General features: G+C 61.7%; 14 protein-coding genes. 4 read left to right on the top strand and 10 right to left on the bottom strand.

Translation table 11 applies throughout. The features are described 5' to 3' along the window. Window positions 1–41 precede the first annotated feature (41 nt). From I7X13_RS04835 to I7X13_RS04810, 6 genes are all read right to left on the bottom strand, one after another. The gene (locus I7X13_RS04835) at window positions 42–974 is read right to left on the bottom strand and encodes a metallophosphoesterase (RefSeq protein ID WP_198074555.1); all 933 of its coding nucleotides are present in this window, start codon (window positions 972–974) and stop codon (window positions 42–44) included. A gap of 310 nt (window positions 975–1284) precedes the next feature. Then, a complete protein-coding gene (locus tag I7X13_RS04830) occupies window positions 1285–2967 on the bottom strand; it encodes an LVIVD repeat-containing protein (RefSeq protein WP_198074554.1) in 1683 nt (560 codons plus the stop codon). Window positions 2968–3118: 151 nt separating this feature from the next. Continuing rightward, entirely contained in the window at window positions 3119–4033 is a 915-nt protein-coding gene (locus I7X13_RS04825) for a hypothetical protein (RefSeq protein WP_198074553.1), read from the bottom strand. A 43-nt stretch (window positions 4034–4076) separates the two neighbouring features. Beyond that, the gene (locus I7X13_RS04820; protein ID WP_198074552.1) at window positions 4077–5573 is read right to left on the bottom strand and encodes a hypothetical protein; all 1497 of its coding nucleotides are present in this window, start codon (window positions 5571–5573) and stop codon (window positions 4077–4079) included. 162 nt (window positions 5574–5735) lie between these two features. Further along, the gene (locus tag I7X13_RS04815) at window positions 5736–6977 is read right to left on the bottom strand and encodes a Smr/MutS family protein (protein WP_198074551.1); all 1242 of its coding nucleotides are present in this window, start codon (window positions 6975–6977) and stop codon (window positions 5736–5738) included. Window positions 6978–7111: 134 nt separating this feature from the next. Then, window positions 7112–8110: a DUF2279 domain-containing protein gene (locus I7X13_RS04810; RefSeq protein WP_198074550.1), complete on the bottom strand. Its 999-nt coding sequence runs from the start codon at window positions 8108–8110 to the stop codon at window positions 7112–7114. A gap of 197 nt (window positions 8111–8307) precedes the next feature. On the opposite strand from I7X13_RS04810, the gene I7X13_RS04805 reads away from it, so the two are divergent. Then, the gene (locus I7X13_RS04805) at window positions 8308–11166 is read left to right on the top strand and encodes a DUF4961 domain-containing protein (RefSeq protein WP_198074549.1); all 2859 of its coding nucleotides are present in this window, start codon (window positions 8308–8310) and stop codon (window positions 11164–11166) included. Between the two features lie 129 nt (window positions 11167–11295). Here the strand turns inward: I7X13_RS04805 and I7X13_RS04800 are convergent, their stop codons facing one another. The 4 genes from I7X13_RS04800 to I7X13_RS04785 all read right to left on the bottom strand — a co-directional run bounded on the left by I7X13_RS04800 (window position 11296) and on the right by I7X13_RS04785 (window position 18045). Beyond that, entirely contained in the window at window positions 11296–12150 is an 855-nt protein-coding gene (locus tag I7X13_RS04800) for an N-acetylglucosamine kinase (protein WP_198068801.1), read from the bottom strand. Window positions 12151–12461: 311 nt separating this feature from the next. Further along, entirely contained in the window at window positions 12462–13256 is a 795-nt protein-coding gene (locus tag I7X13_RS04795; protein WP_198068800.1) for a SusE domain-containing protein, read from the bottom strand. 66 nt (window positions 13257–13322) lie between these two features. Continuing rightward, a complete protein-coding gene (locus I7X13_RS04790) occupies window positions 13323–14939 on the bottom strand; it encodes a RagB/SusD family nutrient uptake outer membrane protein (RefSeq protein WP_198068799.1) in 1617 nt (538 codons plus the stop codon). A gap of 25 nt (window positions 14940–14964) precedes the next feature. Next, a complete protein-coding gene (locus tag I7X13_RS04785; RefSeq protein ID WP_198074548.1) occupies window positions 14965–18045 on the bottom strand; it encodes a SusC/RagA family TonB-linked outer membrane protein in 3081 nt (1026 codons plus the stop codon). Window positions 18046–18688: 643 nt separating this feature from the next. Between I7X13_RS04785 and I7X13_RS04780 the strand changes: the two genes are divergently transcribed. The 3 genes from I7X13_RS04780 (at window position 18689) to I7X13_RS04770 (ending at window position 22352) form a co-directional block, all read left to right on the top strand. Beyond that, on the top strand, window positions 18689–19390 hold the full coding sequence (locus tag I7X13_RS04780; protein ID WP_198074547.1) for a hypothetical protein: 702 nt from the start codon (window positions 18689–18691) through the stop codon (window positions 19388–19390). A 3-nt stretch (window positions 19391–19393) separates the two neighbouring features. Continuing rightward, window positions 19394–20611 carry an alpha/beta hydrolase gene (locus I7X13_RS04775; protein ID WP_198074546.1) on the top strand — a complete coding sequence of 406 codons (1218 nt, stop codon included), beginning with the start codon at window positions 19394–19396 and terminating at the stop codon, window positions 20609–20611. A 313-nt stretch (window positions 20612–20924) separates the two neighbouring features. Next, window positions 20925–22352: an anthranilate synthase component I family protein gene (locus tag I7X13_RS04770; protein ID WP_317191524.1), complete on the top strand. Its 1428-nt coding sequence runs from the start codon at window positions 20925–20927 to the stop codon at window positions 22350–22352. Window positions 22353–22364: the final 12 nt, after the last annotated feature.

Genomic DNA, 22364 nt, shown 5'->3' with positions numbered 1-22364 from the left:
GATGTAGGGGCAGGGGCAAGCCCCGCCCCTACATCGCGCGGCTAATGCCCATTCACCACGCGCACCAGGCCGGTGGGCGTAAGCGTCTGCTCGCCGTGCCAGCGGTAGCCTACCAGCTCGCCGCCCCGGGCCACGCTGTAGTCGAGGCACACGGAGTGGGGCGTGAGCAGGCGGGGCTCGCCCTTTAGCCAGTAGTGGCCGAAGAAAACGGGCGTCTCGTCCTGGTAGTAGCTGGCATTGGGCAGGGCGGCTACGTCCACGGGCTGACCGGCTAGGGCTTCAATGGGTTCGAGGAAGTAGTCGTTGTAAGTGGCAGCGGCGGGGTCGCGCCACCATGCGGTGCGCATTTTGGTGCGGCGGTGGCCGTCCTTGTCAAAGAAGTGGTGGTCGCCGGGCAGGTCGGTTTCGTGGCCTTTGAGGGTGATTTCTACGGCATCCATTTCCGCCGAGCCCTTGCGGCTGGCGCGCAGCAGGAACTCGGGCGTGAGGCGGTCGTCGGGCAGCCAGGCGCGCAGCCGGGCAATGTAGCGGGCATCCCAGCAGGCGTGCACCACGCGCAGGCCGGGCAGCTCCAGAAACAGCGGCAGCGTGTAGAACCACGCCAAGTAGTCCTGCCACTCGGCAAAAAGCTCCTTGCTGCGGAACTCCTTAATGGTTTCGAGATGCTGAATGATGTGGACCGGTTTGTGGGGCCGCAGGTGCCCGCCAGTGGGGTCGAAGGTCCAGAAGGCAAGCGCATTGTACTCGTGGTTGCCCATCACGGCCAGGGCCGCGCCGCCGTCCACCATGCCGCGCACAAGTTGCAGCGTCTCCCGTATGGCCGGCCCCCGGTCGATGAAATCCCCCACGAAAATGACCTGCCGGCCGCCGGCGTGGCGGTACACGCCAGCGGCGTCGGGGATATAATCAAGCTGCTCAAGAAGCTGGCGCAGCTCGGCAGCGTGGCCGTGGATGTCGCCGATGAGGTCATACATGGGGGAGTGGGTGAAGGAAAGTGGAAAAGGAAATGACCCGCGCAGGCTAGGCGGCGCATTGTTGGGCCTGCCTGCCCGCAATAGTAATTCAGGCAACAGGATTAGGAACAAGGGGCAGGCGGCTTTGGGGCGTTTTGTACGGGGCCCCGCCTTGTTTCGAGGCCGCTACCCCAGCTGGAATGCCGGCCGCATTGGCGCCAATATCAACGGACCCTCACTCCTTTTAGCTGGCACAAAACAGCACTGCGCCCATAAAAAAGCCCCCAGCCAGATGGCTGGGGGTGGGAGTTATTTACGTAAAGCTTTGGGCTTAGCGCCCAATCACAATCCAGCCCGAGCCGTCGCTCTGCATTGACAGGCGCTCACCCGAGCCGATAAAGGTGATGGTGGCATTGGCTACGTCGTCGTAGATGCCCCCGCCGCTCTGCACGCTCAGGCCGACGTTGGAGCCCGAGCCTCGGGAACTGATGATGACGTAGATGCGCCCCGGGCAGGTGCTGGCATCTGGAATGCTGATGTTGTTACAAGCTCCAAAGCGCCGCACCGTGTAGTGCGCCGCTGTGAGGGTGAAGGTGCCGCTGGTACTGCCGGTGGTGGTGTAGGGCAGCGCTACCGCACCACCCACCTGCAAGGGGCTGGTGAGGGTGCCGCTGGTGCCGAGGCCCACGCTGCCGCCCACCACGGCGCTGCCGCTGATGCGAAAGCTGGCGGCCTGGGCCGTGGCCGTCTGATTCTGGATGAAGTCGGTGCTGCTGAGCGTGGGCGCGCTGCCGGCGGTGCCGTCGGGGTTCACCACCACCGCGCGGGTGGGCTGGGTGAACACCTGCAGGTCGTTGGCGGCGCTGGCATTGGCGGCTAGTACCAGGGTACTGGTCACGGCCACGTTGTTGGCGCTGGCATCGAGGGCCGCCGTGCCGCGCAGCACGGCGCTGGCCCCGCTCACATCAATTATTTGTAAGGTGCTGCTGCCCTGGCAGGCCACGTAGGCCAAGCTACCGTTCAGGGCCACGCTCACGGGGTTGGCCGCAGTGGTGTAGAGGTGGCGCAGGCTGAGGGCCCCGGCGGTGCTCACGTTGTACGTGGCCAGTTCGGCGGTGGCAGGGTTCAGGGTGCAGAGGGTGGTGGTGCTGAGGGCCACCGGCTCGTCACGGCCGTTGTAGCCGCCGGCGGTGGTGCCCCCCACCAAGCCAGTGCGGGTGATGGCGGCGGGGTTGCTCACGTCGAGCAGCGCGGCGCCGGCGTAAGCATGGCCCACGGCCACAAAGTTGCCGGCCGCCGCCACGGTCTGCGGGGTGAAATAGCCGGAGTTGCCAGTGGGGCAGGTGGTGCAGGGCGCGGTCGGGTTCAGCAGGTTGGTGGTGCCGGGCGTGCTCACGTCGTAGGCGTAGAGGTAGCCGTAGGAACTGCTGCGGTCGAAGGTGGCGTACAGCATCGTGCCCGTCAGGGCAATACCACTGTAAGTCCCGTTCGACGACGCGGGCGGGGTCAGCGTATTCACCAGCGTCGGGGCCCCGCTGCCCAGGGTATAGAGCAGCACCGAGCCCGTGCCCGCGCTGCTGAGCACAGCGGCCGTGCTGCCACTCACGGCCACTTCCACCCCGGAGCTGATGCCCGTGGCCGTGCCGCGCAGCACCAGCGCGGCGGGGTTGCTGGCATCGTAGAGGCTGAGGGTGCCAGCACCTTTGTTGAGCACCACCGCCAGCGTGCCGCTTACAGCTACCAGCGGGTTATTGAGGCTGGTGACGGTGCTGGCCAGCGCCGGAACAACCGCCGCCGAAGCCGGATAAGCGGTGGCTGAGGGGCTGAGGTTGCCAGCGGCATCAACCTGCAACAGGCGGGTGTCGGTGCCGCCGAGGCTGCGCACGCGCAGGTTGCCGTTCACGTCGAGCTTCTGAGTGGGGCTGTTGGTGCCGATGCCCACGTTCTGAGCCTGGGCAAAGAAGGGCAGGGCCAGCAGCAGCACGCCGCCCAGGCGGGGGAAGATGTTCGTCATAATCAAGCAGGAATGAAATTGTCTCCCAGCTAAGGCAAAGGTACCGCCAGGTATTATCGCAAGCGGATGGGTAATGTGGTACCGTCCGATGCCCTGTGGGTGGGCTCGGAAGAAAAAATGCCCCCAGCCGGGCCACCGGGGCCGACGACGGCTAGTTACCGCTCCGAATAAAGGTCCAGTTGGTGCCGTCGGAAATGGCCGTAATGGTTTTGGTTGCGCCGGAAGTTTGCATGAAATAGGCACCAGCCGCAGCGGCCGTCGCCCCGCCATCGAATATGAGGCCACCCTGGGTGCCCACGTAGGCAATGTTGGACGAACTGTTGTTGCGCAGGTAATACACGCGGCCCACGCAGGTAGCGGCATCGGGCAGCAGGTAATAGTCGGCCCCGGTGGCAGGGCTCAGGCCCAGGTAGCCGCCACCCGTGAGCAGGGTGCCGCTGTTGTTACCAGCCACGTTCATAACCACGCCCACGGCATTGGTGCCTACCACCTGCAGCGTGCTAGTGGGGGCGCTGCTGGTGCCGATGCCCACGTTGCCAGTGCCCGTAATAGTGAGGTTTTTGCCACCCGTGGCAATGGTGGTAGCCTGCGTGAGGGTGCCGCCGAGCACAACATTCGACCCGGATTTTGTCAGGCCATTGCTGGCCGAGGTCACTGCGCTGGAACTAAGCACACTGATTTGTGAGCTCAAAGAGGTTGTCTGGGTACTCAACTGGCTATTCAAACTGCTTACGTTGCCATTGGTCACGGCCAGCTGCGACGAACTCACCAGCTGCAACCAGTTAGGACTGGTGGTGGTGCCTGCGTTGTAGTAATAGCCAGCAGTGCCGCCGGTTTGGTATACTACCAGGCCGGTAGCGGGGCTGGTCACATCAGTGGTAGCGGCCACGCGGGGCAGTAGCGCGCCCTTGGTGCCGCTCACCAGCTCAATAATGGCCGAGGCATCGGGCGCGCCGGTTGCGCCAATGCGCACGCCCTGCGCCTGGGCGGCCAGGCTGCTGGCTACCAGCAAAGCCGTCAGGGCCAGGCCCCGATAGAAATAAGCAGGAGTAAAAAGATTATTCATTAATCGTAAACGAGCTGAGGATAAGTCGGATGAGACAAAAAGGCTACTCCACCACGCAGCGGCTGGTGAAGCGGGTCGTGGCCGTGGTGTAGCGCAGCACGTAGCTGCCAATGGCCAAACCGGCCAGGGGCACTTCGCCGGTGGCACGGCCGTCTACTGCCAGGGTGCGCACGGTACGTCCCAGCAGGTCGAGCACCTGCAGGGTGCCAGCCTCGGCCGGACCGGTGTAGAGGTAAGTAGCGGCCTGCCCGGCAGCCACGTGGGTGGGGTACACGGCAAAGCCCGCCGCCTGCGGCGCCAGCGCCACCGAGCGAATGGGCGAGTAGCTAACCTCGCCGCTGGCATCCGTCTGGCTTAGGCGGTAATAGAGCACGGTCACGCTGCCGGGCAGCTTCGTGTCGAGCAGGGCGTAGTCGTGGCGGGTGGTGCTGGTGCCCGCCCCGGCCACCGTGCCAATGGCGGCAAACGAGCGGGCATCGAAGCTGCGCTCTACGGTGAAGCCGGCGTTGTTCAGTTCCTGGGCCGTGGTCCAGCTCAGGCGCACGGCCGCTGGGCCGTCGGCCTGGGCCGAGAAATCGACGAGGGTGACGGGCAGTGGGTTGGCCGCGTTGCTCACCGTGAAGCGGCTGAGCGAGGCGGGGTTCATCGAGATGCTGCGGCTGCTGGCGTTGGCCAAGGGGCTGCGCACGGCCCAGGGCTGACCAACGGCCGACTGCTGCCACACGCGGGCCTGGCTAAAATCGATGAGGCCGTTGTCGTTGTCGGGCAGCCAGCTCAGGGTGAGCTGCACGGCGGCGCTGGGCTGCGTGGCCGGCACCACCGTCCAGATGCGGTCGATGCCTTTGTAGGCGGTGTTGGCGAAGTTCACGCCGCGGCTCACGTCATCCGTGAGCAGGCCCGCCGTGCGGGTGATGGCCACGGTGCCCAGGTTGTTAGTGGTGGGGTCGAGCACGGCCCCGTGGCCGAAGTCCACGGCCGCGCCGCTCACGGCGTTGCGCGTGATTTCGAGGTTGCCCAGCACGTAGCGGCCGGAAGCCTCGCCTGCGAGCGTGGCCTCGTTGGGCAGGCGCAGCGTATTCACGGTGCTGCCGTTTTTGGTGGTGACGAGGCCGCTGGTCAGGCTGAGTAGGTTGCTCACCGTGAGGTCGCCGGCTAGGCGTAGGGTGTTGGCCCCGGCTGTGGGCTTGTTCAGCAGCAGCTGGTAGAAGGTGGCCCCGCCAGGGGTGAGCAACTGGTCGGCGGTGCCGCTGAAGGTGACCGGGCTGGTACCGGGCACGATAGCACCCGAATTGGCAAAGTCGCCCTTCACTTCCAGTGCACCGTTGCTCAGGTCGATGGTGCCGGCGTTGGCGGTGGGGCCGTCCACGCGCAAAGTGCCCTGGTTGGTGATGGTGCCGCCGGCCTGATTGCTAAGGCCGCCGGTGCCCACGTACACGGCCGTGCCGGACTGCACCGTGATGGTCGCGCCCGCATTGGTCAGGTCCTGGGCCGCGACGGGAGCCGCCAGCAGCAGGGATGCCGCAAAGTAGAGTTTGGTCATTAAATATGTCGTAGGAAAAAAAGTGGGATTGCCGGAATTACAAAAATACAGTCCCGCTGGTGTTTAATGGATGAAAAAAAGCACCCGTCCGGCCGTCGGGGCCAGATGGGTGCTTTTCCTCGGTAAACGGAAGAATGGCGGCGGGTTACCGAATGGTGTTGGCTACTTCAACCGTACCAGCGTGGCCCCGAAACCAAATTTCTCCTTGCGGGCATCCTCGAAGAACTTGATGTCCTTGTTGCGGCTCAGCTGGCGATGGATTTCCTTGCGCAGCACGCCGTTGCCCATGCCGTGGATGAACACGATTTCGTGCATGTTGGTGGCCAGGGCGCGGCTCAGCGCATCTTCAAAGGCATCGAGCTGGAGGCGCAGGATAGCGGTGTTGCTCAGCTCCTCCTTGTTGTCGGGGCGCAGGGCTTCGAGGTGCAGGTCAAGCTCGTGCGGCGGGGCCACCACCGGCGCAGCCGGTTTAGCGGGCGCGGCAGCCACCACGGCGGCCGGCTTGGCCGGGGCGTCGCCGCTGAGCTGGGCCTTGAGGGCGGCTGCATCCAAGCCGGCGGGTTTAGCGGGGGCGGCGGGAGCAGTTGCGGGTACTTCCTCAGCGAGCTTCTCGGGTGCGATGGCGGCGGCAGCTTTCTCATCCAGCTGGAAGAGATAGGCGTCCTTGCCAATAACCGGCGCGGGCTTCTGGCTGCCGTAGAACGTGCTGGCCTTGAAGGCCTGGCGCTTGGTGAGCAGCTCGTAAGCGGCATCGCCGTTCAGCTTAGTGGGCAGCAGCTGAAACACGACGGCGGGCCAGGCCTCAAAGTCCTTCAGGTGCAGGAAGGAGAGGGGCTTGGTGCTGGTTTTGGGGCCGAGCTTGTCAGCGGCCAGGGCCCGGTAGGGGCGGGCGGCGGTTTCTTCGCCGTAGGTGAAAAGCACGTCGGCCTCGGTGTTGTTGATGAGCGTGACGCCCAGCAGCTCCGGTGACTGGTGCACCAGGGCCAAAAACAGGCCTTTGGCTGCGGCCGGCTGCTTGCCGCTGGCAGCGGCGGCACCGCGGCTATCCGGGCCGGTGTTCACGGGCCGGGCCACGCCTGCTCCGCTCGACGCGGCGGCGGCCAGCGCCTCCTGCAGCGAGGGTTGCGCTAGCTTGGGGGCGGCCGGCTGGTGCTGCGGGCGCTTGCTGTTATCCTTTTTGCTGGCGTTGGCATTCTTGCCGGGCGTCTGGCCGGGGCCGTAGTCCACGGCGGTACGGTCGAAGTTCTTGCCTTCTTCCTGGGCCACCACCACCACTTCGCGGCGCAGCACAGGAATGGTAAAATCGTTGTCAATGGCCACTTCCACCAGCTCGCTGTCGAGCAGGCGGGTGACAATTCCTTCTTCGGTGCCGGTCAGGAGCCGGACTCTATCTCCTACGTTCATAATATCACGGATTTACGCCGGCAGGCGCTGTTGCTTGAGTTCGTAGAACAGCGGGCGGCATGGGGTGGGTTCGTCAAAAGTACGGGTAGATGGGGCGGAGCGGATGGATATTCCGTTTTTAGTCCCCGGTGGGCCTACATATAGAGCCCGTGGAAGCCAAAACCGTTGCGTGGGTTGTACTCCAGCGCCGGAGCCGGCAAATGGAAGATGCTGAGCGTGTAGAACACGCGCTTCAGCAGCACGCTGTGCGTGGGGATGCGGCGCAAATCCACGTCGAGCGAGAGGTAGAACTGGCGGTAGGGGCGCAGGCCCCGGGCGGCGTTGGTGCCGTCGTCGTTGTACACCATATCCTGGCCGCCGTAGCCGAAGGCAGGCTGCAGCCAGCGCGGCCAGCGGTTGCCGGGCTTGAGGAACGCGCCAACATCGGCACACAGCCAGTAAGTCTGGCCGTTGTAGTCCTTCAACAGGCGCTCGGGCACGGTGCTCCCCAGTACGTTGGGCCGCATCTTGGCGTAGCTGGTGAGGTGGAACGACCATTTGGGCATAATGCGGACATCGTGCCACGCCAGCTGCTGGGCCAGCAGCCCGGCCGAACCCAGAAAGTTGGCCGCCAGGTCGGTGGCCGAGGCGCCGTATTCGGGGTCCTGTCCGTCGAAGTATTCGATGGGGCTTTGCAGGGCAAACCCCACGAACGAGCCGTACCAAATGGCTTTCTTTTCGCTCAGGCCGGCCCAGCGCAGCATGTCCACGGCCCCGCGGCTTTCCTGAAAGGCGCCCCAGAAGTGGCCGCACTTGTCGAGCTGCTGCCACTCGGGCAGGTCGTTGAACCAGTGCAGGGGCACCCGCGCACCGGTGTACCACGAGGTGGCTAGGCCGGCATACACCGTCCCGTAGCCCAGCACCGAGCCGCCTACCAGCAGGCGCAGGCGGCGCTTGCGCCGCGCTGCCGAATCGGCCGGAAAATTACCGGGCGAGGAAGTGAGGGCCGTGGGAACCTGCGGGGCGGCCGCGCTGTCGGTACGAAGTGGGGCCTGTCCGAGGCCGGTGAGCGGCAGTGCCAGCGCACCGGACACCGCCAGCCCGGCCAGCCGCTGGCGGCCAATCAAATTCAAAACCAAAGAGACAAGCGCCATGCGGGCCATAAAAAGGGCCCAAAGGTACGCCCCGGAAAGCCGGCTGCTGGCCCCAATAGCGTATCTTGCGACTTGGTTTGCCAACAGAAATAATTAATTAAAGGCGCGGCAAACGTTTCGACAAGCTCCCGTTTCAGTCACTCCATTCCATTCCCACGTAGCTGTTTCCTAATCATTTCGCATCCTCAAAATTCCCAATGCAAACATTTCGACGCCTGACAGCCCTGCTGTTAACCCTTGTGGCCTGGACCGCCCAGGCCCAGGTTACCACCTCGCCGGTGTTCTTCACCGATACTACGCCCGTTACCATCACCTACGACGCCAGCCAAGGCAACGGGGCGCTGAATAACTTCACCGGCAACGTCTACATCTGGACCGGCACCGTGACCAGCCTGAGCTCCAGCAACACCAACTGGCGCAACGTGCACAGCCCCACCTTCGGTGCGGCCGACCCCACCGCCCTGATGACGCGCAGCGCCACCAACCCCAACATCTACACCATCACCTTCACGCCGCGCACCTATTACCCCATTCCGACGGGTGAGACGCTGCTGCGCCTGGGCATGATTTTCAAGAATGCCGACGGCTCCATCGTGGGCCGGAATGCGAGCGGCGGCGATATTTTCGTGGATGCGGCGACGTCCGCCCTGTCGGCCCGCATCACCAACCCAACCGCCAATGCCAACGGCAACCCGCTGTTCGTGAACCTGGGCGCGCAAATCAGCGTGACGGGCACGGCCTCGGCCACTGCCAACCTGGCCTTTAGCCTCAACGGCACGCAGGTGGCCAGCCAGGCCAGCGCCACCACGCTCACCACCACCGTGACGGCCGCCAGCGGCCGCAACGTGGTGCGCTTTACGGCGGTTTCGGGTGCTTCAACGGCCGTCGATTCGCTGATTTTTGTGGTGCGCCCGGCCGTGACCGTGGCCGCGCTGCCCGCCGGAGCCAAGGACGGCATTACCTATTTGAATGGCGGCACGTCGGTTATCCTCAACCTGACGGCTCCGAATAAGCAGTTTGCCTACGCCATCGGCGAGTTCAACAACTGGCAGACCACCAACGCCAGCTACATGAACAAGACGCCCGACGGCAACCGCTGGTGGGTGCAAATCAACGGCCTCACGCCAGGCCGCGAATACGCCTACCAGTACCTCGTAGACGGTACCCTGCGCGTGGCCGACCCCTACTGCGAGAAAATCCTGGACCCGAACGACGACCAGTACATCCCGGCCGTAACCTACCCCAACCTGAAAGCTTACCCCACGGGCCGGACCACGGGCATCGTGTCGGTGCTGCAAACCAACCAGACGCCCTACGTGTGGACGGCCACCAATTTCCAGCGCCCCAGCCGCACCAACCTGGTGGTGTACGAGCTGCTGATGCGCGATTTCATTGCCCGCCACGATTACCAGACCCTGCGCGACACGCTGAATTACCTCTCGCGCCTCGGCGTGAACGCCATCGAGCTGATGCCCGTCAATGAGTTCGACGGCAACGACAACTGGGGCTACAGCCCCGATTTCTTCTTCGCGCCCGACAAATACTACGGCACCAAGCAGGCCTTCAAACAGTTCATCGACGAGTGCCACCGCCGCGGCATCGCCGTGATTATGGACATGGTGCTCAATCACGCCACCGGCCAGTGTCCGATGGTGCAGCTCTACGGCAGCACGGCCGGCCCCACCGCCGACAATCCCTGGTTCAACGTGACGGCCCCGCACCCGTACAGTGTCTACAACGATTTCAACCACGAAAGCGCCTTCACCAAGTACTTCTCGAAGCAGGTGATGTCATTCTGGCTGCAGGAGTACCACATCGATGGTTACCGGTTTGACCTGGCCGGCGGCTTTACGCAGCAGCAAAGCACGCCCAACACCTACGGCAACTACGACCAGAGCCGCATCAACATCTGGCTGGATTACTACCAGCACATGATTGGCGTTGATGCCAACCTGTACCCCATCCTGGAGCATTTCCCCGAAAACCGCGAAGCCAAAACCCTGGCCGATGCCGGCTTTATGATATGGGGCAACGCCGTGACCAACTACAACGAGGCTACGATGGGCTACCTGTCCAACTCCAACTTCAGCTACGGCTACTACGGCAGCACCGCCCAGGGCGGCCGCGGCTGGAACAGCCCCAACCTGGTGACCTACATGGAAAGCCACGACGAGGAGCGCCTGATGTACAAAAACCTCACCTTCGGCAATTCCTCGGGCAGCTACAGCACCCGCGACCTCAACACCGCCCTGGCCCGCATCGAGCTGGCGTCGGCCTTCTTCTTCACTGTGCCCGGCCCCAAAATGCTGTGGCAGTTTGGCGAAATTGGTTACGACAAGTCCATCTTCATGTGCTCGAACGGCACGGTGCCCACGCCCTACGGCAACGACCAGTGCAAGCTGAGCGCCAAGCCGCCCGTGTGGAGCTACTACCAGGATGCCAACCGCCGCCAGCTCTACGACGTGCAGCGCGCCCTCATTGCCCTCAAAAAGCAGGAGCCCGCCTTCGCAAACCCCACCAGCTACACCCAGCAGCTGGCCGGCGCCGGTAAGTCCATCCACGTGAGCAACGCCACCCAGAACATCACCGTCATCGGCAACTTCGACGTGGTGAGCACCACCATTGACCCCGCCTTCCAGCGCACCGGCAAGTGGTACAACTACCTCTCCGGCGACAGTATCACCGTGACCAACGTTAATGCCCTCATCACGCTGCAGCCCGGGGCCTACGCCGTGTACACCACGCGCCGCCTCAAAAAGGCCACTTTGCTGAGCACCACTGCCCGCCGCACCGACGCCCTGCGCCTCGTGGCCGTGCCCAACCCCAGCAGCAGCACCGCCAGCCTGCAGTATGAGCTGGCCGCTCCGGCCGTCGTCACCGTCACCGTGCACAACGTGCTGGGCGCTACCGTGCGCACCATCAGCAGCCGCGCTACGCAGGCCGCCGGCGCGCACGAGCTCACGCTGCCTGTGCAGGATTTGGCCAACGGCATCTACGTGGTGCGCCTGAGTACCGGCCAGTTGACGCAAACTACCCGCCTCGTGGTGCAGCACTAGCGCTTCCCCAACGCAAGGCCACAAAAAAGGCCGCTTCCTTTTGGAAGCGGCCTTTTTTGTTGAGTGAATATTGAGAACGTCATGCTTCGACTACGCTCAGCATGACGTTCTAATTAAACATTCATGCCTCTAGCGCACCGGCAATTCGTCGTGGTACGCCACCAAATCGTCGATAGGGGAGCGGATAATCTTGCCCACTTCCATACCGTGGGTTTTGGCTACCTGCGTCAGCACGTCGCGGAAATTATAGCCCACCGAGCCCACGCAGTTAAAGGTGTATTCCTGAAAGCGCGGGTAATGCAGCACCAGGTTCTGGAAGAAGGTTTCGAAGCCTTCGAGCACGATTTCGCGGCAGTAGCTCACGTTGTTGTGGTCGTAGGCAAACTTGGCGAAATTGGCCAGGTAGCGGTTGGGCAGCGGCTGGTTGTAGAGGCGGTCCAGAATATCGTTGCGGGTGCCCAGCGAGTACGTTTCCTTGAAAATATCCTGCAGGCCATCGGGCAGCAGGCCGCGCAGGTAGTCGCGCAGCAGCCGCTTACCGAAGTACGAGCCCGACCCTTCATCGCCCAGAAAGTAGCCCAGCGAATCCACGTTGTAAATGATTTTTTCGCCATCGTAGAGGCAGGAGTTGGTGCCCGTGCCCAGAATGGCCGCGAAGCCGGGCTTGTGGCCCAGCAGCGCCCGGGCCGCCGCCAGCAGGTCTTCGGTCACGTGCGCCTTTGTTTTGGGAAATACCTGGCGCAGGGCCGCCGCAATCACCTCCGCCTTCTGCGCCGACGACACGCCCGCGCCGTAGAAATGCACATCGGTCACTTCTTCGCGGGGCAGCGTGCTGGGCAGGTTCTGGTTGAGCGAGGCCACAATGGCTGCCGTGTCCATAAAATCGGGGTTGTAGCCCTCCGTGTTAAAGTACACGCGGTTGTGCGCGTCGTCGAGCTGGCACCAGCTGCACTTTGTTGAGCCGCCGTCGGCAATTAGTATCATAGGAGAGGGAATGATGAAGGGGGCAACGAAAGTAATAATTCAGGTTGGAAAGTGGGGTTGGTTGCCAGACGGACAAACGATTGCAAAAGTGTTTTGGTGAAAAAAAAGGTGATTCAGGCCCGGAATGAACAAAATCTGCTCTGCGCCGGGCATTGTTCACCTTCGGGGGGCAGCTCGGCAACGACTTCCAAGGACCCGGAAACGCGATTTTTTGATAGTGCGGGAATTCTTATACACCCCGAAAAACAAAGCAGCCACCGGCCGAGGGCCAGTGGCTGCTTACGTACGTCAGGAAGTACTGACGGAAAAAATCAGGGGGTGATGGTCACCTTGCCGTCCACTACACCGCCGGAAGCATTGTGATTCACTTCCAGTTTGATGGTGTAGGTGCCAGCCGCTTTAACCCAGTTAAGGTCGGCGCCCGACGTGCTGAGAGCTACCCCTTTCGTGAAGTCGCCGGCGGGGCCGCCCAATTTGGTGGCCCATGCCTTATCCATGCGGAACAGGAAAGGGCCGGGCTGCAAATTCGTGGTGATGGTAAAAGCCCGCACTTTGCAATCGTAAGTCAACATCCGGTCGGTGGCAGTGGCGCCGGGCCAGCCATCAGCGGCCGGGCCAACGAGGCCCCAGGTTTCGGTGGGCAGCGTCACGGCCAGGTAGGGCGTAGCAGTGATGCTCTTGACTCCGGACATTTGGGCCGCAGCCGCATCGCCAACGCTCGATTTAACCCGCACATCCAGCGCCGTGGGCACCGACGTGAGCGTGCAATCGAGCGAGTTGTACACGTCGTTGAGCTCCGTCTGGTTGAAGGACTTGGACAGGGCATTGCCCACGTTGTAGTCGGCCGTATTGGCAAAGTTGGTACCTGCCTTGGCAAACTGCAGGGTGTAGGTCACGGCGGCCGGATAGTTAAAGTCGGCTGCCTTCCAGCTATACGTTACCGCCGGGCTGGTATCGTTGCGGTTGATGGTAGCCGTCGTGGCCGATGCCGTCAGTTGCGGTGCTGCATTAGCGCCCAGCACGGCTTGGCTTTCGTCCTTTTTACAGGAACCAACCGCCAGCAGAACTGCTGCACCGGTAGCAAAATTGAGAAACCAGTTTTTCATAAATAACAAAGAGAAAATTAAAACCATTGGGGCCGGCCCGAGAACATCGGGCCGGCCGAAAAAAGTTTAGTAGCCCGGGTTTTGGTGGCCAGCCAGGTTGGGGTTCGCCACCAGGTCGGTGGTGGGCAGCGGGAACAGCGCGCGGGTAGCGGGCACATCGGCACCGGCTTTCACACCGCCTTTGAAGGGCCAGTTGTAGTTGCTGGTAAACTTGCCAAAGCGGATAAGGTCGGTGCGGCGCTGGCCTTCCCAGAACAACTCGCGGGTTCGCTCGTTGAACACATCGTCCAGGCCGTCGCCGGTCAGGGCGGGTAGGTCGTTGGTGTGGCTGCTCAGGTTGCCGGTAGCACGGGCCCGCACTTGGTTAATCAAGGCCAGGGCGGTGGTTTTGTCGGGGCTGGCTTTGCGCAGCAAGCCTTCGGCCTTAATCAGGAGCACGTCGGCCAGGCGGAACATGGGGAAGTCAGTGTCCGGGAAGTCACCAACCGTATCGGAGCCAGGCTTGCCACCCGACGTCACGTTGCGGTACTTGGTGATGAGCGGGCCGCTGCTGAATACGCCAATCGTGTCCACGTTCGGGTTCTGGCCGCGGGTAAACACCATGTCCTTGCGCGAGTCGGTAGCGCTCGTGTTGTTGATGATGCTGGTCAGCTGCGGCTTGGCGCGCAGGCCGGCCCAGCCCCCGTTGATGCCCGCGCTGCTGGCCGATACGGCCCGGCCCACGGCCGCGTGCACGAGGTAGGTCATGCCCCCGTAGGTCTTGGTGCGCAACCCGTCAAACGTAATCGGGAAGATAATTTCGTTGGCCCCGGTCGTGTTGTTGTCGGCCAGGAACAGGTTGGCGTAGGTCGGCGTGAGGGTATAGCCGGCGTTGATGACGCTGTCGGCATACACCACGGCATCGGCCGAGCGGTCGGTGTTGGTGTACACCTTGGCGTTCAGGTACAGCTTGGATTGCAGCGTCCAGCGCATGGCGCGGTCGGCGCGGCCGTACACCTGGCGGGGGTTCAGCAGCACTTTGCCTTTGTCCAGGTTTTTCAGCTCATTCTCCACGTAGGTAAAGAGCTGCTGGCGGGTGTAGTAGGGCGGGTTCACGCCCAGGGCCGAGTTCTCGTCGGTGAAGGGGCCACCGCCAAACAGGTCGATGGCGTGCCAGTAGCTCAGGGCGCGCAGCAAGCGGGCTTCGGCGCGGTACTGACGGATGAGCTTGGCATCCGAATCCGTCACGCCGCGCTCGCTCAGGCGGGCATCGGTGGTCTGGCGAATGAACTCGTTGCAGAGGCCGATTTCGTAAAAAATCCGGTCGTAGGTGGCGCGCACAAACTCGTTGTCGGCGTTCCACTGCAGAGTGTTCACGTAGATGAGGTTACCATCGTTCCAGCCCAGAATGGCTTCGTCGGTGGTAATCTCCTGGAGCTGCCAGTACTGGCGCAGGTAGTTTGAGAAGCCTTCGTCGATGCCCGAAATGTCGGGGCTGCCGGCGGGGCCGGTCTGGCCGCTCACCGCGAAGGTGGCGTAGAGACGGGCCAGAACCTGTTCGGCGCTGGCCGCCGTTTTATACACTACCTCGGCGTTGGCCGAGTAGCTCGGAATCTGGTCGAGGTCTTTATTACAGGATGCAACCGGGAGCAGCATGGCACCAAGGGCCAGCATTCCAAGGGTACGGGTGAATTTTTGGTTCATGGTAAGGGAGGAATGAAGCCGTGATTTAGATACCAACATTGATGCCCACCGTGAAAGTGCGCGGACGCGGATAAATCGTGTTGTCGATGCCGCCAATTACTTCGGGGTCGAGGCCTTTGTAGTTGGTGATGAGGAACAGGTTCTGGGCGGCCAGCGACACGCTCACGTTCGAGCCCTTGCGGATAATCTCGCCGAAGTTGTAGCCCAAAGTCAGGTTCTCCATGCGCAGGAACGAGCCATTCTCCACGAAGTAATCGGAGAAGTATTGGGCGGCGTTGAAGCGCGAATCCAGGAATTCACGGTTGCGGTTCGGCACGAAGCCGTTGGTGCTGATGTCGTAGAAAGAGTTCGAGCGCACGTTGTTGTACACGTAGTTGCCCAGGTTGGCACGCAGCGTGAAGGCCAGGCTCAGCTTCTGGTAGGTCATGTTGGCACCGCCGCCGAGGATAACCGTGGGGCGCGACGACTTGTAGCGGTACCGGTCTTTGCTGTCGATGGTGCCATCGCCGGAGCGGTCCACGTAGATGCCCTGCAGCGGCTTGCCATCGGTGCCGTACACTTGCTGGTTCACGTAGAAGGTGTTGCTGGCGTAGCCCACCGTGTTAATTTGAATGTTGTTGCCGACACCGCCGGAAATGCCGCCCGTGGGCTGGCCCAGGTCGCCGGGAGCGTCAGCACCGGTGAGTTTGGTGAGGCGGTTCTGGTTGAACGTAGCGTTGGCGTTTACCGTGAGGTTGAACCGGTCCCCTTTCACGGCGTCCACGTTCGCAATTACTTCAACGCCTTTGTTGGTCAGCGAACCCACGTTGTAGGTACCGCCGTTCGACAGGCCCGAACCGGCCGAAATATTTACGAAGTTGAGCAGGTCCTCGGTTTTGCGGTTATACAAATCAACCGAGCCGTAGAAGCGGCCGCCGAAGAAACCGTAGTCCAGACCCACGTTGTAGGTAGTCGTGGTTTCCCAGGTGATGTTGGCGTTGTACTGGTCAGCCCGCAGGGTGCGGATGTAGCGGGGGGTGCCATCGGCGTTGTAGCCCAGCTGGTACGAGGCCGACAGGTTGCTCAGCGTCAGGTTGGCCAGGAAAGGGTAGTAGTTGCCGCCCAGGTCCTGCTGGCCGGTTTTGCCGTAGCCCACGCGCAGCTTCAGGTCCGAAATGGCGGTGGAGTTCTTCAGGAATTCCTCGCCCTTGATGCGCCAGGCAAACGCGCCCGACGGGAAGTAGCCGAAGTGGTTGGGGCTGAAGCGCGACGTACCATCGGCGCGGAAGGTGCCGGTGAAGAGGTACTTGTCCTGAATGTTGTAGTTCAGGCGGGTGTAGTAGCTCACCAGCACGTTGGTGTTCAGGTAAGTGTCCTGGTTCGAGTAGCTCAGCGAAACCGGGTTCAGCTCCGTGCCGTTGGCGCGGTAGTCGGCAAACACGTAGTTGCGGTTTTCAAAGCGCTGGTACGAATAGCCGGCCAGCAGCTCCAGGCGGCCCGGGCCCACGGTGTGCTCATACTTGCCGTAAGCTTCCAGAATGGTGTTGTTCAAATCCTGGGCGTAGATGTTGTTGACGCCCTGGCGGTTGAAGTTCGAAGCCGCTTCGGCCGGCACGAAGGTGGTGCCGCGGCCGCGCTGAATGTCGTAGCCCATGTTCAGGTTGGCGCTCAAGCCGTCGATGAAGGGCAGTTTGTAATCGAGCTGCAGGTTGCCGATGCTCCGCTTCACGGTGCTGCGGTTGCGGCTCTGGTTGATGAGGCCGATGGGGTTGCGGGGCGAGAGGGTGTTCAGCGAAATGGTCTTGTCGTCGTTGAGCTGGCTGAACTCGGTGTACCCGCCGTAACGGCTAATTTGGGCATTGGTCAGGCCGAAGGGGTTGCCGGCCGCGCCGTTGTAAATCGCGGTAGGCGCACCGGTGGCGTCCACCGTAATCGGCTGCGTGGGGTCGAAGCTCACGGCATTGCCCACGGCGCTCTGGTCCGAGAAGTTGTTGTCAATCCAAGTGCCTTTCACGTTCAGGTTCACGCGCAGCTTGCCGTCGAGCAATACCGGCGACAGGTTCAGGGCGCCGCTGAAACGCTTCAGGTCGTTGCGCTTCAGAATGCCCTGCTGGCTGAGGTAGCCGCCCGATACCCGGTAGGGAATTGCGCCGGCCGAACCGCTCACGCTCACGTTGTTGTCGCTGCTGAAAGCCGGACGGAAAATCTCCTTCTGCCAATCGGTGCTGGCTTTGCCCAGCGTAGCCTTTTGCGAAGCCGAACCGTACTGGTTCACCACGGCGCGGTAGTCGTCGGCGCTCAGCACCGGCACGTACTTGTAAGCGCTGGCCACCGAGTTCTGCGACGAAACGTTGACGTGCATCGCATCGCCCTGCAGGCCTTTCTTGGTGGTCACCAGAATCACGCCGTTCGAAGCGCGCACCCCGTAGATGGCGGTCGACGAAGCGTCCTTGAGCACGGTGATGCTCTCGATGTCGTTGGGGTTAATCAGGCTGAGGGGGTTGGAAACCCCGGCCAGGCTGGTATTATCCACCGGCACGCCGTCGATGATGATAAGTGGCGAGTTCGAAGCCGATAGCGACGAGCCGCCGCGAATCAGAATCTGCGAGTTCGAACCGGGAGCACCACCACCGGTGGTAATCTGTACCCCGGCTACCTTGCCTTGCACCAGCTGCTCGGGGTTGGTTACCTGGCCCTTCACAAACTGCTTCTCCGAGATTTGCTCTACGGCACCCGTCAGGTCCTGCCGCCGCTGCGAGCCGTAGCCCACTACCACAGCCTCGGCCAGTTGGGTGGTGTTCTCGGTGAGGCCAGTCGATACTTCGGCGTTTTGGCCGGCTACCACCGTCACGGGACGACGCACGGCGTTGTAGCCCACAAAGGAAATTACCACCGTGTGCGGACCTGCGGGCACGTTCTGAATGCTGTAGGTGCCATCTACGCTTGAAGAGCTGCCCAACGAAGTGCCTTCGATGAGGACCGTGGCGCCGGGGATGCCTTCGTTTTTGCTATCGGTCACGCGGCCGCTAACCGAACCGGTCGACTGAGCAAAGGCCGCCGAAGGGAGGAAGCCAAAGCCCGCTAACAATAGCAGAAACAGGAGCTTCGCTAAATAAGGGTGTCTCATGGGAAACTTCTTAAATGTGTTGATGGTGGGAAATTTTAAAAGATTGGGGCTGCAAGTTACCAAAATATTGCGTTACAGAAGGTTTAAAGGCGTTTTTTTAAAAAATCTGGTACTACGCAAATGCGAAAAAACGTTTGCTCAAATTCAGCTGTTTTTTGCGCATATTTAGTCAATATATCGTCTTGAAATGATGTTAATTTAAAGATTCAAGTACTGTATATTAAGCACTTAGCTATGGCATTTGCATTGGGTATAGGGGGGTGTGCAATGCAAACGATTCGTGGGTGATGCGCATAATGAATTAAAATTAGGCTTTTTTCGATGTTTTTCTGGATAAAATAAGTTTGAAAGGCATATTTTTTTTGGGTGTGTATCTACTCATCCAGGGTGTGTAGCTACTCATTCGGGCGGTTTACCAATCCACCAGTGCTTTCCTTTGCCCAAAGCCGCCGGGCACCTGCAAATCAATTGCTGAATAGCTGGCAGAGTGATGAGGGCGTTTGGCAATTCCGCATCAACCACCTTTGCCAGGGGTATAATCCGGCCCGGCCCGTCCTATAATGGCACTGTTTTCCCTCAACTGGCGCAGTAATTGCCTTGTCGGGCCATATTCTCCTCGTTACTTTTGGCTTTTCCTCAGAAAATGAAAAAGCACCTACCATTACTCGCGTTGCTATTGGCCGGTACGGTGACCGAGGCCATAGCCCAGTCCCGTCCTGGTTCGCGCAAGCCAGCCCCTAAAAGTGCGGGCAAGCCCGCGCCCGGTGCCCGTGGGGTGGTGAAACCGCCGCCGGTGTACACGCCCATCACTACGCAGCGCGCCACCGACAACGAGGATGCGCCACCGCCCTTGGTGGTGAGCAAGCTGAAGCTGAAAAAGCCGGTGCTGGTGTATTACGAGGAGCCCGCCCCCGGCAAAACGGTGCAGCAGCTCATCATGTCGGAGGAAAACCTGGCCCTGCTCAAAACCCTGGACCTGGAGCACCTTATGGCCCGCCGCGAAATATTTGTGGATGGCCTAGGCAACCTGACCCCGCCCGGGGCCGACGTAGCTAAGTACCGGCTGCTGGGCACCAGCGCCGTGGCCGAAACCACGCGCCGGCCGGCCGGCGACGGCCGCAGCTTTTTCTCGCGCCTGAAAGTGCCGTCGCCGGGGGTGCTGTACGTGGTGCGCGAATCGGCTGAGGAGTATCGGCACTTCGTGAAAGGCCCCCAGAAAAAGGGCGCCCTGCTGGATTTTCAGGCCAACGGCCTGCCGGGTATCGACTCGGTGCGGGCCGTGTACACCCTGCGCAAAACCGAAGCCGCCGAGCGCGGTGCCGGCAGCGGTGAAACCATTCGATAACCAATGAACCAACAATTGCTGTTGAAACGCACGGGGCTGCTGGTCAGTGCCCTGGGCTTTGCGTGGGGCACTGCTGGTGCCCAAACCATTCTGAAGCTAACCCAAGTGCCGGCCTCCACGCCGGCTAAAGACACGCTGTTCGTGGCGGGCTCTTTCAATAACTGGAACCCGCACAGCCGCGCCCATGCCTTGCAGAAGCAGGCCGACGGCACCTACCAAATCAGCCTGCCGCCCAGCCTGGGCAGCATCGAATACAAGTTTACCCGCGGCAGCTGGCCGACGGTGGAAGTGGACGGCAAAAACGACCAGATTGCCAACCGCAAAGCCGACCTGACCACAACCCGCGAAATCACTAACCAAGTGCTGGCCTGGAACGCCCCGAGCGACGCGGCCAAGAAGCACACCGCTACGCCGCAGGTGAGCATATTGTCGGCCTCCTTCGCCATGCCGCAGCTGGGACGGCAGCGGCGCGTGTGGCTATACCTGCCCGCCGACTACGCGGCCAACCCCGCCCGGCGCTACCCCGTACTTTACCTGCACGACGGCCAGAACGTGTTCGACGATGCCACCAGTTTCGGCGGCGAGTGGGGCGTGGACGAAACCCTCGACCGCCTGCGCAAGACCGGGCAGGACGCCACAGGCAGCATCGTGGTGGCCGTGGACAATGGCGACCAGTTCCGTTCCGACGAATACATTCCCTGGGCCAGCCCCGAACTCAAGGACCAGCCCCACCGGGGCGGCCAGGGCAGCGCCTACGTCGATTTCCTGGCCCTCACACTCAAGCCTTATATCGATGCCCACTACCGCACCCGGCCCGAGGCAGCGCACACCGGCATCGCTGGCTCCAGCCTGGGCGGGCTGATTTCGGTGTATGCCGCGCTGAAATACCCCAAGGTTTTTGGCGAGGTGGGCGCGTTTTCACCAGCCTTCTGGGTGTGCAATGACTCGCTGCGGGCCTATGCCAAAACTCACCCGGCGGCCCGCACGGCGCGCTTCTATTTCGTGTGCGGCCCCAAGGAGTCGAAAACCATGCTGCCGCTGATGACGCAGTGGCGCGATGAGCTGCGGGCCGAAGGCGTGCCAGCCGCCAACCTGGCTTTTTCGGCCCCGGCCGATGGGGAGCACCGGGAGTGGTTCTGGCGGCGGGAATTTCCGGCGGCCTATCAGTTTCTGTTCGGTCCGACAGTGAAAACCAGCACTTCAGGTCCGAAGCGGAAGTAGTATCGGAGCTTTGTGCCGATTTGAATATTGGTTAAAAAGGAACCGGAAGGTTACTGGTTTCGTATAAAAAATTGTTGTCAATTACACTAATTTCAAAATTGCTGCTTTACCTTTGCATTGCGTTTCGCCCGAAGCGCCTTTTCTAACATGAATTCGACGCGTATTTCTCAGGCTTGGTGGTGGCAGTTCCGAAACATCGGACCGGCCTGCCTGTGCGCCTTGTGAAGTCAACCTGATTTTACCTTGCAACCACGAAAAGCCCGGCCCATCAGCCGGGCTTTTTTCGTGGTTGCTGTTTCCATTTTTTCTCCTCGTGCCTTACCAACTCCTCACCCGCACCCGCCGCCTGCTCGCCGACACGGTGACGCCCGTGGGCCTGTTTTTGCGCCTGCGCGACCAGTATGCCAACTGCCTGCTGCTGGAAAGCGCCGACTACCACGGCCAGCAAAACGCCTTCAGCTACCTGGTGTGCGAGCCGCTGGCCACGTTTGAGCTGCGGCGCGGCGGCGTGCTACGTCAGCTGCTGCCCGGTGCGCCAGAGACTACTGAAACCCTGGACCAGCCCCGCGAGGCGCTGGCCCGGCTGCGCGATTTTGCCGCCGCCGGCACGCCCGATGCATCGGTCGAAAGGCTGCCCTTCATCAGCACCGGCCTGTTTGGCTACATGGGCTACGAGGCGGTGCAAAGCTTTGAAGACGTGCAGCTAAACCCGGAAAAAGTGCCGGCCGGCGACATTCCGCTGATTCGCTACGGCGTGTACCGCTACGTCATCGCCTTCAACCACTTCCGCCAGGAGTTGCACCTGTTCGAGCACAGCGTGGCCGGTGAGGCCCCGGCCGAGACCGACGGTCTCGACCGACTCGAAAACCTGGTGCGCCACCCCAGCGTGCCCAACTTCGGCTTTGCCACAGTAGGCGTGGAGCAGACCAACCAGACCGATGCCGAGTTTCTGGCGCGCCTCACCCAGGGCCAGGCCCACTGCCTGCGCGGCGACGTGTTTCAGATTGTGCTTTCACGGCGGTTCCAGCAGGGGTTTTCGGGCGATGAGTTCAACGTGTACCGGGCGCTGCGGTCCATCAATCCCTCGCCTTACCTGTTCTACTTCGACTACGGCGACTATAAAATCTTCGGTTCCTCGCCCGAGGCGCAGGTACTGGTGCAGGGCCGCGAGGCCACGCTGTTCCCCATTGCAGGCACCTACCGCCGCACCGGCGACGACGCGGCCGATGCCGCCGCCGCCCAGCGCCTGGCCGCCGACCCCAAGGAAAACGCCGAACACGTGATGCTGGTGGACCTGGCCCGCAACGACTTAGCCCGTCATGGTACCAAAGTAGAGGTGCGCACGCTGCGTGAAATCCAGTTTTACTCGCACGTAATTCACCTGGTAAGCAAGGTGACGGCCGAACTGGCTGATAATACCGATACCCTACAAGTGGTGGCCGACACGTTCCCGGCCGGCACGCTCTCCGGTGCACCTAAGTTTCGGGCTATTCAACTAATTGATAAGCTGGAGCCTACGGCGCGTGGCTACTACGGCGGCTGTCTGGGCCATCTGGGTTTTGATGGCAGCTTCAACCACGCCATCATGATTCGCTCTTTTCTGAGCACCGGCAACCAGTTGTATTTCCAGGCCGGCGCGGGCGTGGTAGCAGCTTCCAGCGTGCAGTCGGAACTGGAAGAGGTGCACCATAAACTGGGGGCCCTGCGCGCCGCGCTGCGAGCTGCTGAAGACGTTAAATAATTTCAGTCTATC

The organism is Hymenobacter negativus, assembly GCF_016056375.1.
In the GTDB taxonomy this organism is placed as follows: domain Bacteria; phylum Bacteroidota; class Bacteroidia; order Cytophagales; family Hymenobacteraceae; genus Hymenobacter; species Hymenobacter negativus_A.
Note: the sequence above shows the minus strand (reverse complement) of the source record. Positions and strands in the feature narration are given on the sequence as shown.

Bases quoted from the DNA above. Each gene is read 5' to 3' on its own strand.
- I7X13_RS04835 (WP_198074555.1), bottom strand. From the start codon at position 974: ATGTATGACCTCATCGGCGACATCCACGGCCACGCTGCCGAGCTGCGC.
- I7X13_RS04830 (WP_198074554.1), bottom strand. From the start codon at position 2,967: ATGACGAACATCTTCCCCCGCCTGGGCGGCGTGCTGCTGCTGGCCCTG.
- I7X13_RS04825 (WP_198074553.1), bottom strand. From the start codon at position 4,033: ATGAATAATCTTTTTACTCCTGCTTATTTCTATCGGGGCCTGGCCCTG.
- I7X13_RS04820 (WP_198074552.1), bottom strand. From the start codon at position 5,573: ATGACCAAACTCTACTTTGCGGCATCCCTGCTGCTGGCGGCTCCCGTC.
- I7X13_RS04815 (WP_198074551.1), bottom strand. From the start codon at position 6,977: ATGAACGTAGGAGATAGAGTCCGGCTCCTGACCGGCACCGAAGAAGGA.
- I7X13_RS04810 (WP_198074550.1), bottom strand. From the start codon at position 8,110: ATGGCGCTTGTCTCTTTGGTTTTGAATTTGATTGGCCGCCAGCGGCTG.
- I7X13_RS04805 (WP_198074549.1), top strand. From the start codon at position 8,308: ATGCAAACATTTCGACGCCTGACAGCCCTGCTGTTAACCCTTGTGGCC.
- I7X13_RS04800 (WP_198068801.1), bottom strand. From the start codon at position 12,150: ATGATACTAATTGCCGACGGCGGCTCAACAAAGTGCAGCTGGTGCCAG.
- I7X13_RS04795 (WP_198068800.1), bottom strand. From the start codon at position 13,256: ATGAAAAACTGGTTTCTCAATTTTGCTACCGGTGCAGCAGTTCTGCTG.
- I7X13_RS04790 (WP_198068799.1), bottom strand. From the start codon at position 14,939: ATGAACCAAAAATTCACCCGTACCCTTGGAATGCTGGCCCTTGGTGCC.
- I7X13_RS04785 (WP_198074548.1), bottom strand. From the start codon at position 18,045: ATGAGACACCCTTATTTAGCGAAGCTCCTGTTTCTGCTATTGTTAGCG.
- I7X13_RS04780 (WP_198074547.1), top strand. From the start codon at position 18,689: ATGAAAAAGCACCTACCATTACTCGCGTTGCTATTGGCCGGTACGGTG.
- I7X13_RS04775 (WP_198074546.1), top strand. From the start codon at position 19,394: ATGAACCAACAATTGCTGTTGAAACGCACGGGGCTGCTGGTCAGTGCC.